The organism is Streptomyces sp. NPDC057854, assembly GCF_042797055.1.
Taxonomy (GTDB): domain Bacteria; phylum Actinomycetota; class Actinomycetes; order Streptomycetales; family Streptomycetaceae; genus Streptomyces.
Genome location: NZ_JBHVMF010000008.1, coordinates 257,212 through 274,226 on the forward strand (window position 1 = coordinate 257,212; position 17,015 = coordinate 274,226).

Annotated in this window: 15 protein-coding genes and 1 tRNA gene; 10 read left to right on the top strand and 6 right to left on the bottom strand. The window is 74.9% G+C overall.

Annotated features, from left to right (window positions below):
* Nucleotides 1–17 precede the first annotated feature (17 nt).
* Nucleotides 18–1,721 carry an aspartate-alanine antiporter gene (aspT, locus tag ACFVQZ_RS14600; RefSeq protein ID WP_030493916.1) on the top strand — a complete coding sequence of 568 codons (1,704 nt, stop codon included), beginning with the start codon at nt 18–20 and terminating at the stop codon, nt 1,719–1,721.
* Nucleotides 1,722–1,740: 19 nt separating this feature from the next.
* Entirely contained in the window at nt 1,741–3,390 is a 1,650-nt protein-coding gene (locus tag ACFVQZ_RS14605) for a bifunctional aspartate transaminase/aspartate 4-decarboxylase (RefSeq protein ID WP_030493915.1), read from the top strand.
* 85 nt (nt 3,391–3,475) lie between these two features.
* Here the strand turns inward: ACFVQZ_RS14605 and ACFVQZ_RS14610 are convergent, their stop codons facing one another.
* The 3 genes from ACFVQZ_RS14610 to ACFVQZ_RS14620 form a co-directional block, all read right to left on the bottom strand.
* Nucleotides 3,476–5,005, bottom strand: a complete 1,530-nt coding sequence (locus ACFVQZ_RS14610; RefSeq protein ID WP_383622185.1) for a cellulose binding domain-containing protein — start codon at nt 5,003–5,005, stop codon at nt 3,476–3,478.
* Between the two features lie 137 nt (nt 5,006–5,142).
* Complete coding sequence (locus tag ACFVQZ_RS14615; RefSeq protein ID WP_383622187.1) at nt 5,143–6,531, bottom strand: ATP-binding protein; 1,389 nt, start codon at nt 6,529–6,531, stop codon at nt 5,143–5,145.
* Nucleotides 6,532–6,568: 37 nt separating this feature from the next.
* Complete coding sequence (locus ACFVQZ_RS14620) at nt 6,569–7,306, bottom strand: response regulator transcription factor (protein WP_383622190.1); 738 nt, start codon at nt 7,304–7,306, stop codon at nt 6,569–6,571.
* 88 nt (nt 7,307–7,394) lie between these two features.
* Here ACFVQZ_RS14620 and ACFVQZ_RS14625 point away from each other — a divergent pair, with 88 nt between their 5' ends.
* Complete coding sequence (locus ACFVQZ_RS14625) at nt 7,395–8,012, top strand: hypothetical protein (RefSeq protein WP_383622193.1); 618 nt, start codon at nt 7,395–7,397, stop codon at nt 8,010–8,012.
* A 33-nt stretch (nt 8,013–8,045) separates the two neighbouring features.
* Here ACFVQZ_RS14625 and ACFVQZ_RS14630 read toward each other — a convergent pair whose 3' ends face one another.
* Nucleotides 8,046–8,909 carry a spermidine synthase gene (locus ACFVQZ_RS14630; protein ID WP_383622196.1) on the bottom strand — a complete coding sequence of 288 codons (864 nt, stop codon included), beginning with the start codon at nt 8,907–8,909 and terminating at the stop codon, nt 8,046–8,048.
* A gap of 33 nt (nt 8,910–8,942) precedes the next feature.
* On the bottom strand, nt 8,943–9,335 hold the full coding sequence (locus ACFVQZ_RS14635; RefSeq protein ID WP_030493909.1) for a hypothetical protein: 393 nt from the start codon (nt 9,333–9,335) through the stop codon (nt 8,943–8,945).
* Between the two features lie 225 nt (nt 9,336–9,560).
* On the opposite strand from ACFVQZ_RS14635, the gene ACFVQZ_RS14640 reads away from it, so the two are divergent.
* Nucleotides 9,561–10,847 carry a hypothetical protein gene (locus tag ACFVQZ_RS14640; protein ID WP_030493908.1) on the top strand — a complete coding sequence of 429 codons (1,287 nt, stop codon included), beginning with the start codon at nt 9,561–9,563 and terminating at the stop codon, nt 10,845–10,847.
* A 12-nt stretch (nt 10,848–10,859) separates the two neighbouring features.
* On the opposite strand, the gene ACFVQZ_RS14645 is transcribed toward ACFVQZ_RS14640, so the two are convergent.
* On the bottom strand, nt 10,860–11,456 hold the full coding sequence (locus ACFVQZ_RS14645; protein WP_383622199.1) for a histidine phosphatase family protein: 597 nt from the start codon (nt 11,454–11,456) through the stop codon (nt 10,860–10,862).
* Between the two features lie 146 nt (nt 11,457–11,602).
* Here ACFVQZ_RS14645 and ACFVQZ_RS14650 point away from each other — a divergent pair, with 146 nt between their 5' ends.
* The 6 genes from ACFVQZ_RS14650 to ACFVQZ_RS14675 all read left to right on the top strand — a co-directional run bounded on the left by ACFVQZ_RS14650 (nt 11,603) and on the right by ACFVQZ_RS14675 (nt 16,970).
* Nucleotides 11,603–12,760 carry a hypothetical protein gene (locus ACFVQZ_RS14650; RefSeq protein WP_383622202.1) on the top strand — a complete coding sequence of 386 codons (1,158 nt, stop codon included), beginning with the start codon at nt 11,603–11,605 and terminating at the stop codon, nt 12,758–12,760.
* Entirely contained in the window at nt 12,751–14,340 is a 1,590-nt protein-coding gene (locus tag ACFVQZ_RS14655) for a hypothetical protein (RefSeq protein ID WP_383622205.1), read from the top strand. The genes ACFVQZ_RS14650 and ACFVQZ_RS14655 overlap by 10 nt, the downstream gene beginning before the upstream one ends.
* Nucleotides 14,337–15,668 (top strand): AAA domain-containing protein, encoded by a 1,332-nt coding sequence (locus ACFVQZ_RS14660; protein WP_383622208.1) that lies wholly within the window; start codon nt 14,337–14,339, stop codon nt 15,666–15,668. The genes ACFVQZ_RS14655 and ACFVQZ_RS14660 overlap by 4 nt, the downstream gene beginning before the upstream one ends.
* 101 nt (nt 15,669–15,769) lie before the next feature.
* Nucleotides 15,770–16,126 (top strand): hypothetical protein, encoded by a 357-nt coding sequence (locus tag ACFVQZ_RS14665; RefSeq protein WP_030493903.1) that lies wholly within the window; start codon nt 15,770–15,772, stop codon nt 16,124–16,126.
* Between the two features lie 135 nt (nt 16,127–16,261).
* A complete protein-coding gene (locus ACFVQZ_RS14670; protein WP_383622211.1) occupies nt 16,262–16,906 on the top strand; it encodes a hypothetical protein in 645 nt (214 codons plus the stop codon).
* Nucleotides 16,897–16,970 (top strand) — tRNA-Lys (locus ACFVQZ_RS14675). The genes ACFVQZ_RS14670 and ACFVQZ_RS14675 overlap by 10 nt, the downstream gene beginning before the upstream one ends.
* Nucleotides 16,971–17,015 lie beyond the last annotated feature (45 nt).

The following is a 17,015-nucleotide window of genomic DNA, read 5'->3' on the forward strand; positions in this document are numbered from 1 at the left end:
AGGCGGCCATCCCCTCCATGATCGACTTCCTGAACCGGAACATCTTCCAGCCCCACCCTGAACTGCTCGTCTTCCTCACGGTCGCCCTCGGCTTCCTCTTCGGGAAGCTCCGCTACAAGGCGATCGCCCTCGGCGCCGTGACCGGCTGCCTGGTCGCGGGGCTGCTGCTCGGCGCCCAGTTCAAGATCACCATCGACGCGACGGTGAAGAACCTCTTCTTCACCCTCTTCCTCTTCGCCCTCGGCTACAAGGTCGGCCCCCAGTTCTTCCGGGGCCTGAAGAAGGACGGGCTGCCGCAGGTCGTCAACGCGCTCGTCGTCTGCGTCACCGGCCTGCTGGTCTCCTGGGGCTTCGCCGCGATGCTGGGGTACGGCCCCGGCCTCTCGGCCGGCCTGCTCGGCGGCGCGCTCACCCAGTCCGCCGTCATCGGCGTCGCCCAGGACGCCATCGGCAACCTGCCGGGCCTCTCCGCCGACCAGCTGAAGACCGAGGAGAACCTGGTCGCCATCGGGTACGCGGTCACCTACCCGCTCGGCACCATCCTCTGCGCCATCCTCCTCGCCAACGTCCTCCCCCGGCTCTACAAGCGGGACCTGGCCGCCGAGTCCGCCGCCCTCGCCAAGGAGCTGGACGCCCCCGGCGACAACCCCGACCTGGCCGAGGGCTACTACGAGGTCGTCCTGCGCGCGTACACGATCCGGCGCCCCGACCTCGCCGGCCGCACCATCGACGACTTCGAGAACCAGCAGAAGGAGCTCGGCCACCGCATCTACATCACCCGGGTGCGGCGCGACGGCACGGTCCTCGACCACGACCAGCGGACCGTGCTCCGCGAGGGCGACACCGTCGCCGTCTCCGCCCTGCGCGGCTCCCTCGTCGACTTCGACGCCCGCACCCACATCGGCCCCGAGACCGACGACGTCGAACTGCTCGGCTACGAGACCGAGTCGCTGCACGTCGTCGCCTCGAACAAGGAACAGCTCGGGAAGACCGTCGCCGAGCTGCGCCGCGAGCCCTTCATGGTCGGCGTCTACATCGACAGGATCTACCGCGCCGGCGCCGAGTACCCCTACCGGCTGTCGACGACGATCGAGCGCGGCGACACCGTGGTCCTCACCGGCCCGAAGCGGCTCGTGGACCCGGCCGGCAGGGCCATCGGCAAGCCGGTGCCGACCTCCTTCGCCACCGACATGCTCTGGGTCGGCCTCGGCGTCTTCCTCGGCGGCTGCGTCGGCATCCCGGCGCTGACCGTCTCCGGGGTGCCGATCTCGCTCTCGACGTCCGGCGGCGCCCTCATCATGGGCCTGGTCTTCGGCTGGATCCGCGGCAAGTACCCGACGTACGGGAACGTGCCGCCGGGCGCCCAGTGGTTCATGGACACCTTCGGGCTGTGCGCCTTCGTCGCCGTCGTCGGCATCAACGCCGGGCCCAGCTTCACCAGCGGCCTGTCCACGGCCGGCTGGGGGCTGCTGCTGTGGGGCGCGGTCGCCACCCTGATCCCGCTGGTCGTCGGCTTCCTCGTCGGCCACTACGTGCAGAAGATCCGCTTCCCGATCCTCATGGGCGTGCTGGCCGGCGGCCAGACCACGACCGCGGCGATCGGCGCCATCAACGAACAGTCCAGGTCGCAGATCCCCACCCTCGGCTACACGATCCCCTACGCGGTCGGCAACGTGCTGCTGACCATCTGGGGCGCCGTGATCGTCATCCTCCACCACTGACCCGCGAAGGACGTCCGCCATGCCCAAGACCAGTTTCACCCGCGAGGAGATCAAGTCCTTCGCCCAGCTCTCGCCGTTCGAGCTGAAGGACAAGTTCATCACCCTCGCTCAGGCGGCCCAGGCCGACCGGCCGGGCCAGAAGGACAAGTCGTCGGTCCAGATGCTCAACGCGGGCCGCGGCAACCCGAACTGGATCGCCACCAGCCCCCGCGAGGCGTTCTACGCGCTCGGCTACTTCTCGCTCGCCGAGTCCCGCCGGGTGTGGACCGCCGACGACCTCGGCGGCATGCCGGAGCTCAAGGGCTGCGGCGCCCGGTTCGACGCCTTCGTCCGGCAGCACCCGGAGCTGCCCGGCGTCGAACTGCTCCAGAGGTCGGTCGAGTACGCCGTCGAGCGCTTCGGCTTCGACAAGGACGCCTTCGTCCACGAGCTGACCGACAGCACCATCGGCGACAACTACCCGGTGCCGGACCGCATCCTCACCCACACCGAGCAGATCGTCCGCGGCTACGTCGAGGACGAGATGTTCGACAAGCGCCCGCCGGAGGGGAACGTCTCGTACTTCGCCACCGAGGGCGGCACCGCCGCCATGTGCTACATCTTCGACTCCCTGATGAAGAACGGGATCCTGAAGAAGGGCGACCGGATCGCCCTCATGGTGCCGGTCTTCACCCCGTACATCGAGATCCCCGAGCTCGACACGTACGAGTTCGACGTCGTGCACGTCAACGCCTCCCTCTTCGCCGAGACCGGCGTCCGCGAGTGGCGCTACCCGGAGGAGGAGGTCGCCAAGCTGGCCGACCCCTCGGTCAAGATGGTCTGCCTGGTCAACCCCTCCAACCCGCCGTCCCTCGCGCTCAGTCAGCGGGTCGCGAACCAGCTCAAGGAGATCGTCGCCGGGCCCAACCCGGACCTGGTGATCGTCACCGACGACGTCTACGGCACCTTCGTCCCCGGCTTCCGCTCGGTCGCCGCCGACCTGCCGCACAACACCCTGCTCGTGTACTCGTACTCCAAGCACTACGGCTGCACCGGCCACCGCCTCGGCGTCATCGGCCTCCACGACGACAACGTCATCGACCGGATGATCGCCGAGCTGCCGGCCGCCGAGAAGGAGCGCCTGGCCAAGCGGTACGGGACGCTCACCCTGGAGCCGGAGAAGATCCGCTTCATCGACCGGCTGGTCGCCGACTCCCGGCAGGTCGCCCTCAACCACACCGCCGGCCTGTCGCTGCCGCAGCAGGTGATGATGACGCTCTTCTCGCTCTTCGACATGCTCCCGGAGGGCCAGGCGTACAAGGAGCGGCTGCGGGCGATCGTGGGGCAGCGGCTCGACCTGCTCCTCGAAGGCGCCCAGATGAAGATCGCCGACGACGACAAGCGGGCCGGCTACTACATCGAGCTGGACCTGCTCGCCGAGGCCGAGCGGGTCCACGGGAAGGACTTCGCCGACTTCCTGGAGAAGAACTACGAGCCCGTCGACCCGCTGTTCCGGCTCGCCGAGCAGACCGGCGTCGTCCTCCTCAACGGCGGCGGCTTCGACGGCCCCGAGTGGTCGGTCCGGGTCTCCCTGGCCAACCTGGACGACCTCGACTACCTGAAGATCGGCCACCACCTGCGGGCGATCTTCGACGACTACGCGGACGAGTGGAAGGGCTCCCGGGCCTGACCCGCCGCGCGCGGACAGGGGCGTGCCCCGGCCGGGGGTGGGGTGGCACCGGCCGGGGCACGCGCTGTGGGGGGACGGGAGCGGCTCAGCGGTAGGCGGCGAACGCCTTCGTGAACGCCAGCGGCTGCTGGAGGATCGAGGAGCAGGTGGCGTCGGCGTAGTTCACCGCGCCGGCCGCGCACTGCTTGTCCCGGGTGGAGGACCACATCGACAGCCAGCCGATGCCCCGGGTCTTCGCGAAGTCGACGAGCTGGGTGGCGTCGTCGACCCGGAAGACCTCGGACACGACGTCGTTCACGCCGATCATCGGGGTGATCGCGAGGGTCTTCCAGGCCGCCGCGTCGGAGAGCCCGAGGACGCCCTTGAGCTGGGCCTGGGTCGCCGTCGCGGCCTGGACGGCGTACGTGCCCATGTCGCCGCTGTAGGCGGGGCCGTAGTCCATCGCCATGATGTTGACCGTGTCGATCCGGACGCCGTTCCTCTTCGCGTCGGCGAGGAGGCTCACCCCGGGCTGGGTCAGGCCCTCGGGCATCACCGGCAGGGTGAAGGAGACATTCAGGCCGGGGTGGCTCTTCTGGAGCTGGGCGATGGCCTGGGCGCGGCGGGTGTTGGCGGCCGTGTCGGGCAGGGCGGCGCCCTCCACGTCGAAGTCGACCTTGGTCAGCCGGTACTGGTCGACGACCTTGCCGTACGCCTTCGCCAGGTCGGCGGCGGTCGCGCAGTTCAGCGCCAGCTCGTGGCCGGCGGCGCCGCCGAAGGAGACCAGCACGTCGCCGCCCCTGGCGCGCAGGGCGCCGATCTGGGCGGCGACCTTGTCGGAGGCGAGGTCGGTGACCCCGCCCCACAGGGGGGCGCAGGAGCCGCCGGAGGTGATGAAGGCGAGGTTGAACTCCTTCACGCCGGTGGCGTCGGCGGTGGCGAGCAGGTCGTACGCGGGGTACAGCGAGGTGTCGACGTAGGGGGCGAAGCGGGCGGCGGCGGCCGGCGGGGTGGTGGGGGGCGCGGTGGTGGGGGGCGCGGTGGGCGTCGGGGTGGTGGGGGTCGGCTTCGGGCTCGTCGTGGCCGTGACGGTGGCGGTGGGCCTGGGGCTCGCGGTGGCCGTGGCCGTGGGGGTCGGCTTCGGGGACGCGGTGGCGGTCGGCGGGTCGGTGGGACGGCCGCTGGGGGTGGGGGCGGGGCCGCCGGCCGAGCAGACGGCCTGGTCGATGAGGCAGCCGGACGGGTCCCCTGCCGTTCCGGCCGCCGAGGTCACGAAGCCGACGGTGACGGACTGGCCGGGGGCGAGCGTCCGGTTCCAGCTCGCGGGCCTCACGGTGACGTGCCGGCCGGAGACGGTGTGGTCGCCGTTCCACAGGGAGCCGATCACGGTCCCGGCGGGCAGGTCGAACTCCAGGGTCCAGCCGGACCGTTCGGCGGAGCTCTTGTTGGTGATCACGTACTGGCCGGTGTAGCCGCCGGTCCAGGAGCTGGTCCGGGTGTAGGCGGCGCCGACGCCCGCCGCCTGTGCCGTACCGCCGAGGGCGAAGGCCGCCCCGCCGGCGATCGCCGCCGCGACGATCGCGCCGACGGCCTTCGTACGGCCGCTGGTCCTGCGCCGGTGCGCGCTGCTGCCCATGCTGGGGATGCCTCCGTGGGGCGGGGGTGGGGTGCGGGCAGCACGCTAGCGCCGGGGAAACGGACAATTGCCGTACGAGGGCGCCTGGTTGGGATTCTTAGGCTCCGCTTAAGGGAGCCATCAGCACCGGCAAAGGTTCAGCGCCGCGCGGCCCTGCGGCGGCGGGCGGGCCGGCGGGCGCGGCGGCCCTCGCCGCCGGGGCGGTGGCCGCCGAGCCCGATCCAGATCCGCACCTCGGTGCCGCCGAGCACCGAGCGCCCGATCCGCACGTCGCCGCCGGTGGTTTCGGCCATGCGGCGCACGATGTCGAGGCCGAGGCCGGTGGAGCCGGCCCGGGTGCCGCTGTTGCCGCGGGCGAGCGCCGCGTCCGGGTCGGCGATGCCGGGGCCCGCGTCCGAGACGAGGACGATGACCGCGTCCTCGCCGTTGTGGACGTCGACGGAGAAGGCGGTGCCCTCGGGGGTGTGCCGGAAGACGTTGCCGAGCAGCGCGTCGAGGGCGGCGACGAGCTCGGGGCGCGCCACCGGGATGCGTACCGGCCGCTCCACCCCGGCGAGCCGGACCAGCCGCCCCTCGTCCTCGGCGAGCGCGGACCAGAACTCCATCCGCTCCCGGACCACTTCGGCGGCGTCGCAGCCGGCGCCGGGGCCGGTGGGCGCCGTGGTCTGCGGCTTCGCCTCGCGGGCGGTGCGGATGATGGTGTCCACCTCGCGCTCCAGCTGCTCGACGGCGGCCCGGGTCTGGTCGGCGGCGGGGCCGGAGCCCAGCGAGGCGGCGTTGAGGCGGAGCACGGTGAGCGGGGTGCGCAGCCGGTGGGAGAGGTCGGCGGCGAGCTCCCGCTCGTTGGCGAGGAGCTGCACGACCTGGTCGGCCATGGAGTTGAACGCGACGGCGGCCGACTTCAGTTCGGGCGGGCCCTCCTCGGCGACCCGGACGCCGAGCCGGCCCTCGCCGAGTTCGTGGGCGGCGCCGGCGAGCCGCTGGGCCGGGCGGACCATGCGGACGCCGAGCCGGTCGGCGACGGCGAGGGAGCCGGCGATCAGGGCGACGCCGACGCCGGCGAGGACCAGCCAGGCGGTGGCGACGCCGTTGGTCACCTCGGCCTCGGGGACGAAGAGTTCGACGACGGCGACCTCGCCGGAGCTGAGCGCGGTCGGCTGGAGCAGGGCGTAGCCGCCGGGGACCTCGGCGATGGACGCCCGGCCGAGGGTGCGGGTCGCGGTCAGTTCGCCGGCGTCGGCGCGGCGGGTGCCGATCTCCAGGGCGCGGCCGTCCGGCCCGGCGGGCGGGACGTGCACGGCGAGCCGGCCGGCGGCGCCGTCCTCGGTGGTGGCGACGGCCTTCTCCAGCTCGGCCCGGTCGGTGGTGATGGCGAGGACCGGGGCGAGCCCGGCCGCCCGCCGCTCGGCGTTGGAGAAGGCCCGGTCGCGGGCCATCTCCTTGACGACGAGGCCGAGGGGGACGGCGAAGGCGATGACGACCATGGCGGTGACGGCCAGCGCCACCTTGACGAGCGCCCATCTCACGGCCGGTGCTCCCGTCCCGCGGCTGCCGCTCCGGTTCTCACGGCTGCCGCTCCGGCGCGGGTCCGGAAGCGGGTTCGGCGGCGGGTTCGCGGGGCGGTTCCAGCTTCACGCCGACGCCGCGCAGGGTGTGCAGGTAGCGGGGCCGGGCGGCCGTCTCGCCGAGCTTCCGGCGCAGCCAGGACAGGTGGACGTCGATGGTCTGGTCGTCGCCGTACGCCTGCTGCCAGACCTCGGCGAGCAGTTCCTTGCGGGGGACGACCACGCCGGGCCGGCCGGCGAGGAAGGCGAGCAGGTCGAACTCGCGCCGGGTCAGGTCGAGCGGGACGCCGTCGAGCGCGGCCCGGCGGCGCAGCGGGTCGATGGCGAGTCCGCCGACGCGGAGTTCGGTCGGCGGCGCGGGCTCCCCGGAGACGGCCCGGGCGCGGCGGAGCACGGCGGCCATCCGGGCGGTGAGGTGGTCGACGGAGAACGGCTTGACGAGGTAGTCGTCGGCGCCGGCGTGCAGCAGTCGCACGATCTCGGCCTCGTCGTCCCGGGCGGTCGCGATGATCACCGGTACGTCGGTGATGCCGCGCAGCATCTTCAGCGCCTCGGACCCGTCCAGGTCGGGCAGTCCGAGGTCCAGCACGACGACGTCGAAGCGGAAATGGGCGACCTCGCGCAGCGCCTCCAGGGCCGTGCCGACGCTCCGTACCGTGTAGGAGGCTTCCGTCAGCTGGCGGATGAGGGCGGAGCGCACGAACTGGTCGTCCTCGACCACGAGCACACTTGCCATGGCCCGCACCGTACGCCATTCGGGCGACGCCCCGGTCATCCGCACCTTCCCCGCCGGGGCCGGCCGGGCGTGGTGCACTATGGCCCCGATGCGAAGAGGACTCGTTCACGCCCTGGCCTGGTCGCTCGCCACCGGCGCGGCGGTCACGCTCTCCTGGTGGGGAGTGCACACGGTGCTGTCCGGCACCGTCTACGACCCGCCGCGCGCGCTGCCGCTGCCGGTCGGCACGCCGGCCGCGATCGTGCCGGCGGAGACCGCGATCGGCGACCCGGTGACGTCCTCGACGAGCCGTCCGGCGGCGACCCCGCCGGCCACCGCTCCCCCGTCGTCCCCGGCGGACGCCTCCCCGGATCCCACCCGCCCGGCGGCCCCGCCGCCGACCACGCCGGCGCCGTCGACGGTCCCGGCGGACCCGTCCGCGGACCCGTCGCCGGGGGCGCCGTCCGGCTCCTCCCCGGGCGCGTCCTCGGGCGCGTCCTCGGGGGTGAGGTCCTATCCGACGGACGGCGGCCGGGTGACCTTCGACCTCGGCGAGAGCTCCGCCGAACTGGTGTCGGCGACCCCGGCGGCGGGCTGGCGGATGCAGGTGTGGAAGCAGCCGTCGTGGATCCGGGTGACGTTCACCGGGGGCGGGCGGGAGATCTCGGTGTTCGCCCTGTGGCACGACTCGGCGCCCCGCGTGCAGATCGAGGAGCGCGCCGCCTGACCCTCCCCGCGGCCCGGCCGTGCGTGCGTGCGTTCAGCGGAAGACGGAGGGCGGCGGGGCGGGCGACGCCTTCGCGGTGGCGTCGGTGACCGGGGCGGCGCCGCCGGTGAAGTCGGCGAGCGGGCGGCCGTGTTCGACCCGGCCGGGGTGCGGGTCGCCGGCGACCCGGCGGGTCAGGTCGGCGACCGGGAGTTCCCGGTCGGAGGCGACGAGGACCGCGTTGCCGAAGCGGCGTCCGCGCAGCACCGTCGGGTCGGCGATCAGGGCCAGCTCGGGGAAGACGGCGGCGGCGGTGGCGATCTGGCCGCGGAGGTGGGCGAGCGGCGGCCCGTCGGCGAGGTTGGCGGCGTACGTGCCGCCGGGCCGCAGCGCGCGCCGCACCTCGGACAGGAACTCGGTGCTGGTCAGGTGGGCGGGGGTGCGGGCGCCGCGGAAGACATCCGCGATGATCAGGTCGGCCCAGCCGTCGGGGACCTTGGCGAGCCCGGCGCGGGCGTCGGTGGCGCGGACCCGGATCCGGGCGCCGGGGTCCAGCGGCAGTTCCCGGCGGACGAGGCGGACCAGGGGCTCGTCGATCTCGGCGACCTGCTGGGTGGAACGGGGCCGGGTCGCGGCGACGTACCGGGCGAGGGTGAAGGCGCCGCCGCCGAGGTGCACGGCCTGGAGGGGGCGGCCGGGCGGGGCGGCGAGGTCGGCGACGTGGCCGAGCCGCCGCTGGTACTCGAAGGTCAGCGCGGCGGGGTCGTCGAGGTCCACGTGGGACTGGGGGGCGCCGTCGAGGAGCAGCGTCCAGGCACGGGGGCGGTCGCGGTCGGGGAGGAGTTCGGCGAGTCCGCCGTCGACGGTCTCGGAGACGGCGGCGGCCGCCGCCCGCTCGCGCTGCTTGTTCCTGGCCATCCGTCCATTATCGGACGGACCGGGGCGGGGGCGTCAGTGACAGCCGTCGGCCGCCTCGATGAGCCGGGCGGCCTCGCCGAGCGCGTGCCGCAGCACGGCCGGGTCGGTGACCGGGCCGGTGTCGCCGGGCGGCAGCAGCCAGCCGGCCGGGCGGGGGGCGTCACCCGCCGGCTCGGGCAGTTCGGGGAGTTCGGGGAGGCGCAGGCCGCGGCCGGAGGTGCGGGTGCAGGCGCTGCCGGGGAGGTCCCAGGCGGCGGCGGTGCCGGGCGGGACGAGGAAGCCGAGCGTGTCGCAGGCGCCGTCGTGGAGGACGGGCCCGACGGCGGGGGCGCCGCTGCGGCGCAGGATGTCGACGGCCTCCAGGCCCTGCCGGGCGGGCACGGTCACCAGGTCGCAGGGCTCGAAAGGCGCGGCGTTCTCTGACATGGACCCCTCCTCGCTTTCCCAGAGGAGACACGTTCCGTCTCTCCCATACGGTTCAACGCCCGTGCGCGTCAACGGCTACGGCGGCACGCCGCCGCAAAGGATGGCAGTTCATGGCAGATCGCAGGCGAGATATCCGATTTGTAGCCAAACTCAGCGTAGCCATCCGGTCACAGCAGGTACGTTCATGCCGCCGGAACACCGGCAGCACCAGGAGAGGGCTCGGCCATGGCCATGTCACGGGCAGTTCCCAATCTCGCCTTCCGACGGCTCCGCGGTCAGCAGTCGCCGGCGGAGTTCGCCGCCTCGGTCCGCCGGGCGGCACGGGAGATCGGCGAACAGGTCGCGTGCGACGCCCGCTACATCGGGCGCGTGGAGGCGGGCGAGATCCGCTGCCCGAACTACGCGTACGAGCGGGTCTTCCTGCACATGTTCCCTGGGCTGACCCTCGCCGACCTGGGCTTCTCTGCCCGGGAGGCGGTACGCGGCCGACGGCAGGCCGCACCGGCCGGGGCCTCCGGGCCCCCCGCCCTCCCGACCCGGAACGATGAGGAGAGCGACGTGCTGCGTCGCGCATTCATGACCAGCGGCACCGCCACCGTGGCGGCCGCCGCCTGGGGACTCGGCTCCACCGCCGCCGCGATCCCCAGCCCCCGCGGCACCCACCGCGTCGGCGAGGCCGAGGTCCTCGCCGTCGAGGAGGCCGTCCGCCGCATCCGCCTGCTCGACGACCGGCACGGCGCCGACGGCCTGTACGCGTCCGCCGCCCAGCCGCTCCGCACCGCCTACGCGCTGCTCGACCAGGGGACCGCGGCCCGCCGCTCCACCGAGGACCGGCTGCTCGCCGGCGCCGGCGAACTGTCCCTCTCGGTGGGCTGGCTGGCCCACGACTCCGGCCGCCACGAGGACGCCCGGTCCCACTACGCCGAGGCCCTGGCCACCGCCCGGGTCTCCGGCAACGCGGCCCTGGAGGCGCACGCCTTCTGCAACACGTCCTTCCTCGCCCGCGACACCGGCCGCTACCGCGAGGCCGTCCGCGCCGCCCAGGCCGGGCTCCGGGCCGCCGCGCCGCTCGACTCGCCCCGGCTGCTCGCCCTGCTCTCGCTGCGCGAGGCCGCCGCCTGGGCCGGACTCGGCGACCGCTCCGCGGCCGAGGCGTGCCTCGGCCGCGCCCACGACCACTTCGGCCGCGGCCACGCCGACCAGGACCCCGAGTGGATGTCCTTCTTCGGCGAACCCGAACTGGAGGCCCTGGAGGCCCACACCTGGGCCGCCCTCGGCGACTGGAGCCGCGCCGCCCGCCACTCCCACCGGGCCACCGTCCTCCAGCACCCCCGCTTCGCCCGCAACCTCGCGCTCTACCGCGCCCAGCTCGCCGGCCACCTCGTCCGCGCCGGCCGCCGCGACGAGGCCGAGGCGGAGGCGCGCCGGGTGGCGCGGTCGCTGGACGGGATCGCGTCGGCGCGGATCCGCGGGCTGCTGGCCGAGACCCGGCTCCTCCTCAGCGGCGGCTGAGGACCGCCCGGGTCAGCCCTCCAGGTGGCCCGTGTCGTTCCAGCGCTCGACCGCCGGCGCGCCGTACGCCCAGCCCAGCACCGACAGGCTCGTCGGGTCGAGGCGGATCCGGGCGGCGAAGGAGACGTCCTCGCCGAGCCAGCGGGCGCCGATGGACCGGAGGATGTGCCCGTGGGCGAAGACCAGGACGTCCCGGTCGGCCGAGCGGGCCCACTCGACGACCTGGTCGGCGCGGGCGGACAGCTCGGCCAGCGACTCGCCGTCCGGGACGGCGTCGCGCCAGATCAGCCAGCCCGGGCGCCGCTCCTGGATCTGGGCGGGGGTCAGGCCCTCGTAGGCGCCGTAGTCCCACTCCATCAGGGCGTCCCAGGGCTCCGCGCGGTCGCCGAAGCCGGCCAGGTCGCAGGTCTCGCGGGCGCGGACCAGCGGGCTGGTGCGCACCTCGACGCCGGGCAGCCCCTGCCAGGGGCCCCGGTGCAGCCGCTCGCCGAGCAGCTTGGCGCCGCGCCGGCCCTCGTCGAGCAGCGGGATGTCGGTCCTGCCGGTGTGGCGTCCGAGGAGCGACCACTCGGTCTGGCCGTGACGGGCGAGCAGGATGCGCGGTGCCATGGGTGGTGCTCTCCAGTGGGGTGCGGCGCGGATACGCGGATTCGGCGGGTCCTCTCATCATCGCGCAGGCGGCCCGGGCGCGAACTCCCGGTGTCCTGGGCCGGAACGCGCCCGCGTTGTCAGTGGCGGATGCGAGACTTCCGCGGGTGAGCGCATCCCTGGACGACGGCGGGTCACGGCCGCCGCAGACGACGGACCCCGTGCCGACCCCGGCGAGCCGGCGCAGGACGCGGGAGAGACTGGCCGAGCTGCGCGGGCCGGCGGTTCCGCCGCGCCCGCTGGACGCGCGGGCGCTGGCCGCGCTGGCCGCGAATCCGGGGTGCCGGCGGCGGGCGCTGCTCGACGGCGCCGGGGTGGACAAGGGGGCGCTCGCGTCCCGGCTGGGGTCGCCGGCGCCGTTCGGCCAGTCGCAGTTCGCGATCGTGCGCGGCAACAGCTTCGAGGCGAAGGTGAAGGCGGACGGCGGCCGGGAGCTGCTGCGGCTCTTCGGCGTCGAGGACCCGGGGACCGTCGCCGTACCCGACCTGTCGGCGTCCGGGCCCGAGGGGCGGACCGCGCGGACGGCGCTCGCGCTGCGCGAGGCGACCGCGGCCGGCGGGTGGACGCTGCTCGACCATCCGCTGCTGACGCTGGAGGTGGCGGGCTCGCCCGTGCACCTGGAGCCGGACGCGGTGGTGGTGGACCCGGCCGGGCGGTGGACGGTCGTGGAGATCAAGTCGTTCCCGATGGTGGACGGCGCCGCGGACGCGGCGAAGGTGGGGGCCGCGGCCCGGCAGGCGGCGGTGTACGTGCTGGCGCTGGAGCGGGTCGCCGCGCTCACCGAGGGCGCCGAGGTCGGGCACGCGGTGCTGCTGGTCTGCCCGAAGGACTTCTCGAACCTGCCGACGGCGTCCGTGGTGGACGTGCGCAGGCAGCGGGCGGTCACCCGGCGGCAGCTGGAGCGGCTGACCCGGATCGAGGAGATCGCCGACGCGCTGCCGGAGGGGCTGAGCTTCGACGTGCGGGGCTGTTCGGCCGAGGAGCTGGCCGCCGCCGTGGAGGCGGTCCCGCACGCGTACGCGCCGGAGTGCCTGGCCGCCTGCGAGCTGGGCTTCCACTGCCGGTCGCGGGCCCGGGCGGCGGACGCGGTGCAGACCCTGGGGCGGGCGGTGCGCGGCGAGCTGGGCGGGCTGACGACGGTCGGCGCGGTGCTGGCCGCCGCGCGCGGGGAGGCCGGCGACCCGGACGACCCTGCGGTGGCGGCGCTGCGCCGGGCGCGGGCGCTGCGGCAGGAAGCGCTGACGGAGGCCGCCGCATGTCGCTGATCGCGCACCTGGCCCGGATGGAGGCCGTGGAGGCGGGCCGGGCGCAGCCCCTGGCGACCGTCCGGCACCGGCACCTCGGCGAGCGGCCGCTGGTTTTCGTGCCGCTGACCACCGCCGGCGAGGCCGGTGCCCCGCTGGGCGCGCTGGTCGGCACCGACCCGGAGGAGCCCCGGCTGCTGGTGGTGCCGCAGCCGCGGGACCGGGAGCTGCGGTTCGCGTTCCTCGCCGAGTTGGCGGAGGAGGTGCTGCCGTACGTCGACGGGTTCGCGGACGCCGTGGAGCTGGTGGAGCGCAACGAGACGGACGCGGAGACCGGGAAGCGGACGAGGGTCGAGGTCGAGCTGTGCGCCGACGCGCCGCAGCTGATCGTGCCCAGCCGCGCCGGGATCGAGTACGTACGGCTCCTGGGGCGGTCCACGCGGTTCCGGCGCACCGCCGAGCAGGACCCGGACACGCCGTACCCCGCGCCGCCGCGCGTCCCGCTGCTCGGGCGCTGGCTGACGCACTACGGGGAGCGGGCGCGGGTGCCGGGGTCCTCGCTGCTGCTCGCGGCGACCGACCTGCTCAACCGGCACTGGGCGACCGGGCAGTCGTCGCTGGAGGACCAGCACCTGGGGGCGCTGCTCGCCTGGATCGACCCGGAGGGCGACGAGCCGGGCGCCGTGGCGGCGTACCGGGCGGAGCTGGGGCGGGACGCCGACGGGCAGCTGCTGTGCCCGCCGGCCGGGCCCGCGACCGACCCGGCCTTCGACAACCGGCTGCTGGCGCCGGCGATCGAGGCGTACGACCGGGCCCGGCAGGCGGTCGGTGCCGCCGAGGACGGCGAGACGGCCGAGGCTGCCCTCGCCGGGCTGCACCGCGCCGAGCGGGAGGTCCGGCGGCTGGTGGCCTCGCAGTTGCGGCCGACGTGGGACGCGACCTGGCGGGCGCTCGGCCTGCTGCGGGCGCTGCCCGAGGGGGCGCGGGTCGCCGACCGGTGGACCCGGGACCGCTGGTCGTTCACCGCGCACCGGGACCGGATCGCCGCCGGGGAGCCGCCGCAGCCGCGCCGCGACGACGCCGTGACCGCCGCCGCCAAGCTCGCCGCGCGTGAGCAGGCGCAGGGGCAGCTCGACGCCCAGGAGGCGCTGGACGATCCGCTGGTGATGGCCGGACGGCGGCTGTCCGGGGAGGCGTTCACCGGCGAGGTCACCGAGGTGACCATGGCGTGGACCGAGACGAAGCGGCCCGCGCCGCGCCCGCTGCTGGCGGTCCGCACGGACGACCGGCCGCATCTGGACGAGGGCGTGAAGGTGTGGCGCTCGCTGGGCGGCAAGCCGCAGTCGGCGGAGTTCGTGCGCCGCGAGGAGGACGGCTCCCTGGTGCTGCGGCTGCTGGACAAGATGGGCCGGTCGAAGGAGCCCGCGGAGGGCACGGTGCCGGAGAAGGGCGAGCGGATCGCCTGGACGCTCTTCGAGCACGACCAGCGGGTGGGGCCGAGACTGCCCGACCCGGAGGAGACGCCGTGGACCCACGGCGGCCCGCCGCGCTCCGCCGACGCCGAGCTTCCCGACGCCGTGACCCCCGAGGACCTGCTGTGACCCCGTTCGACCCGTCCGCCGCCGCCGGTGAGGCGACGGCCGCGATCCTGGCCGACACCCTGCACGGCGCCGCCCGCGGCGTCGTCGTCGACTCCCCGCCCGGCGCCGGCAAGTCCACCCTGGTGGTGCGGGCCGCGCTGGAACTGGCCGCCGCGGGCCGCCCGCTGATGGTGGTCGCGCAGACCAACGCGCAGGTGGACGACCTGGTGCTGCGGCTCGCCGAGAAGGAGCCGGACCTGGAGGTGGGCCGGCTGCACTCCAGCGACGGCGACCCGTACGACAAGGCGCTCGACGCGCTGGACCAGGTGCGGAAGTCGGCGAAGGCCGGGGACCTGGCGGGGCTGCCGGTGGTGATCTCGACGGCGGCCAAGTGGGCGCACGTGAAGAACGTGGAGCCGTGGGCGCACGCGATCGTCGACGAGGCGTACCAGATGCGCTCGGACGCGCTGCTGGCCGTGGCGGGGCTCTTCGAGCGGGCCCTGTTCGTGGGCGATCCGGGGCAGCTGGACCCGTTCTCGGTGGTGGGGGCCGACCAGTGGGCGGGGCTGTCCTACGACCCGTCGGCGAGCGCCGTGTCGACGCTGCTCGCGCACAACCCGGAGCTGCCGCAGCACCGGCTGCCGGTGTCGTGGCGGCTGCCGGCGTCGGCGGCGCCGCTGGTGTCGGCCGCCTTCTACCCGTACACGCCCTTCCGGGCGGGCACCGGTCCCGGGGACCGCCGGCTCGCCTTCGGCGTGGCCTCGGACGGCTCGGCCGCCGACCGGGTGCTGGACGAGGCGGCCGAGTCCGGCTGGGGCCTGCTCGAACTGCCCGCCCGGCACACGCCGCGCACCGACCCGGAGGCCGTGCACGCGGTCGCCCTGGTGGTCCGCCGGCTGCTGGACCGGGGCGGCGCGGCGGTCAGTGAGCGCTCCGACGCGCCGGTGCCGCTGACCGCCGACCGGATCGCGGTCGGCACCGCCCACCGCGACCAGGCGGCGGCGGTCCGCGCGGCCCTGGCGGGGCTCGGCATGTCGGGCGTGACGGTCGACACGGCCAACCGGCTCCAGGGCCGCGAGTACGACGTCACGGTCGTCCTGCACCCGCTGTCGGGCCGTCCCGACGCGACCGCCTTCCACCTGGAGACCGGCCGCCTCTGCGTCCTCGCGTCCCGGCACCGGCACGCGTGCGTCGTCGTCTGCCGGGCCGGCGTCACCGACCTCCTCGACGAGCACCCCTCCACGGAACCGGTCCAGCTGGGCGTCACCGTGAAGTTCCCGGACGGCTGGGAGGCCAACCACGCGGTCCTCTCCCACCTGGCCGAGCACCGGGTGGCGTGGACGCCGTGACCGGGGCGGGGACCGGCCTGCCGGGGCGGTCTTGCGCGGGGCGGGACAATGGGGGGTGGCCCGGAGGTCCGGGCCGTGCGCGTGCGAGGAGGAACGGAACGATGGCGGAACCCGCCGAGCGGAGCGGACAGCGGCGGCTGCGGCCGGCGCCCCTGGTCTTCGAGCCTGCCGAGGCGACCGCCGATCCGGAGCACTTCTTCGACCTGGAGTCCATCGAGGACCCGAAGGAGCTGCTGTCCCGGGCGACCGAGCTGACGCTGGCGTTCCGGGCGGCGACGGACCGGGCGATCGAGTTCCAGGCGGTGGCGGCGGCGCAGCTCGCCGACCCGAAGCGGTTCGACCGGCTGTCGGCGGCGGACGTGGCCGAGCGGGCCGCGTGGACCGAGGACTACGCGCGGAAGATGATCGAGTTCGGGCGGGACCTGATCCGTACGAACGGGCGGCCCGCCGAGGACTGACGCGGGCGGTGTCCCCGCGGGCCGGAACACGCGTTCGGCATATGCGGGGCGCACGATACTCCCCCGGCGACGGCCCCCGCAGGGTTTCGCGGAACTTTCGGCGACCGTTCCGTCACCGGCGGTAGACCTGTGCGCATGACGACGACGACCTGGCTGCGCGACGAGACCCCGTCCCCCTCCGACGTCTACCGCTTCCTGCGGACCGGGGACGAGGACCGGCACCAGACCGCCCGGGTGACGGCGGACGGCGCCGCCTGGCTGGCCTCGGCGGCCGGCGGGGACCCCCAGGCGTCGCTCGCGCGGTGGCGGGCGCGGCCGGAGTCGCCGGCGGTGCTGCCCTGCGGGACCGCCTTCGACGTGGTCAGCGTGGACCCGGTCTTCGGGCGGCGGATGCTGGACCGGCTGTGGGAGGAGGGGCCGGGTTCGGGGCCGGTGGCCGCGCACCGGGGCCGGACGCTGCTCTTCGCCGCGCCCGGCACGGCCCAGCGGCTGCCCGCGCTGCTGGACTGGGAGGAGTGGGGCGACGCGGTGCCCCGGCCGCTCTGCCACGGCACCGGCGACGCGGTGACCGTGCCGCCGCTGGTGCCGGCCGGGACGGGGTCCGGGCCGCGCTGGCTGGTCGCCCCGGACACCCGCAGCCCGTGGCTGCCGGGGCCCGAGGTGGTGCTGTGGGCCTGTGTGCGGGCGGCCCGGACGGTTTCGGCGGCCGACGTGCGGGTATCGATTTTTGCTCCCGCCGCTCAGGGTGCTAATGTCTACGACGTCAGCAGGCGCCGCTAGCTCAGTTGGTTAGAGCAGCTGACTCTTAATCAGCGGGTCCGGGGTTCGAGTCCCTGGCGGCGCACCGACGGAGAAGGCCCCTCGCGCAAGCGAGGGGCCTTCTTGTGTC

Coding starts and splice junctions, on each gene's coding strand:
- aspT (WP_030493916.1), top strand. CDS start 18: ATGATCGACTTCCTGAACCGGAACATCTTCCAGCCCCACCCTGAACTG.
- ACFVQZ_RS14645 (WP_383622199.1), bottom strand. CDS start 11,456: ATGGCACCGCGCATCCTGCTCGCCCGTCACGGCCAGACCGAGTGGTCG.
- ACFVQZ_RS14610 (WP_383622185.1), bottom strand. CDS start 5,005: ATGGGCAGCAGCGCGCACCGGCGCAGGACCAGCGGCCGTACGAAGGCC.
- ACFVQZ_RS14605 (WP_030493915.1), top strand. CDS start 1,741: ATGCCCAAGACCAGTTTCACCCGCGAGGAGATCAAGTCCTTCGCCCAG.
- ACFVQZ_RS14655 (WP_383622205.1), top strand. CDS start 12,751: ATGTCGCTGATCGCGCACCTGGCCCGGATGGAGGCCGTGGAGGCGGGC.
- ACFVQZ_RS14670 (WP_383622211.1), top strand. CDS start 16,262: ATGACGACGACGACCTGGCTGCGCGACGAGACCCCGTCCCCCTCCGAC.
- ACFVQZ_RS14625 (WP_383622193.1), top strand. CDS start 7,395: ATGCGAAGAGGACTCGTTCACGCCCTGGCCTGGTCGCTCGCCACCGGC.
- ACFVQZ_RS14620 (WP_383622190.1), bottom strand. CDS start 7,306: ATGGCAAGTGTGCTCGTGGTCGAGGACGACCAGTTCGTGCGCTCCGCC.
- ACFVQZ_RS14665 (WP_030493903.1), top strand. CDS start 15,770: ATGGCGGAACCCGCCGAGCGGAGCGGACAGCGGCGGCTGCGGCCGGCG.
- ACFVQZ_RS14630 (WP_383622196.1), bottom strand. CDS start 8,909: ATGGCCAGGAACAAGCAGCGCGAGCGGGCGGCGGCCGCCGCCGTCTCC.
- ACFVQZ_RS14635 (WP_030493909.1), bottom strand. CDS start 9,335: ATGTCAGAGAACGCCGCGCCTTTCGAGCCCTGCGACCTGGTGACCGTG.
- ACFVQZ_RS14640 (WP_030493908.1), top strand. CDS start 9,561: ATGGCCATGTCACGGGCAGTTCCCAATCTCGCCTTCCGACGGCTCCGC.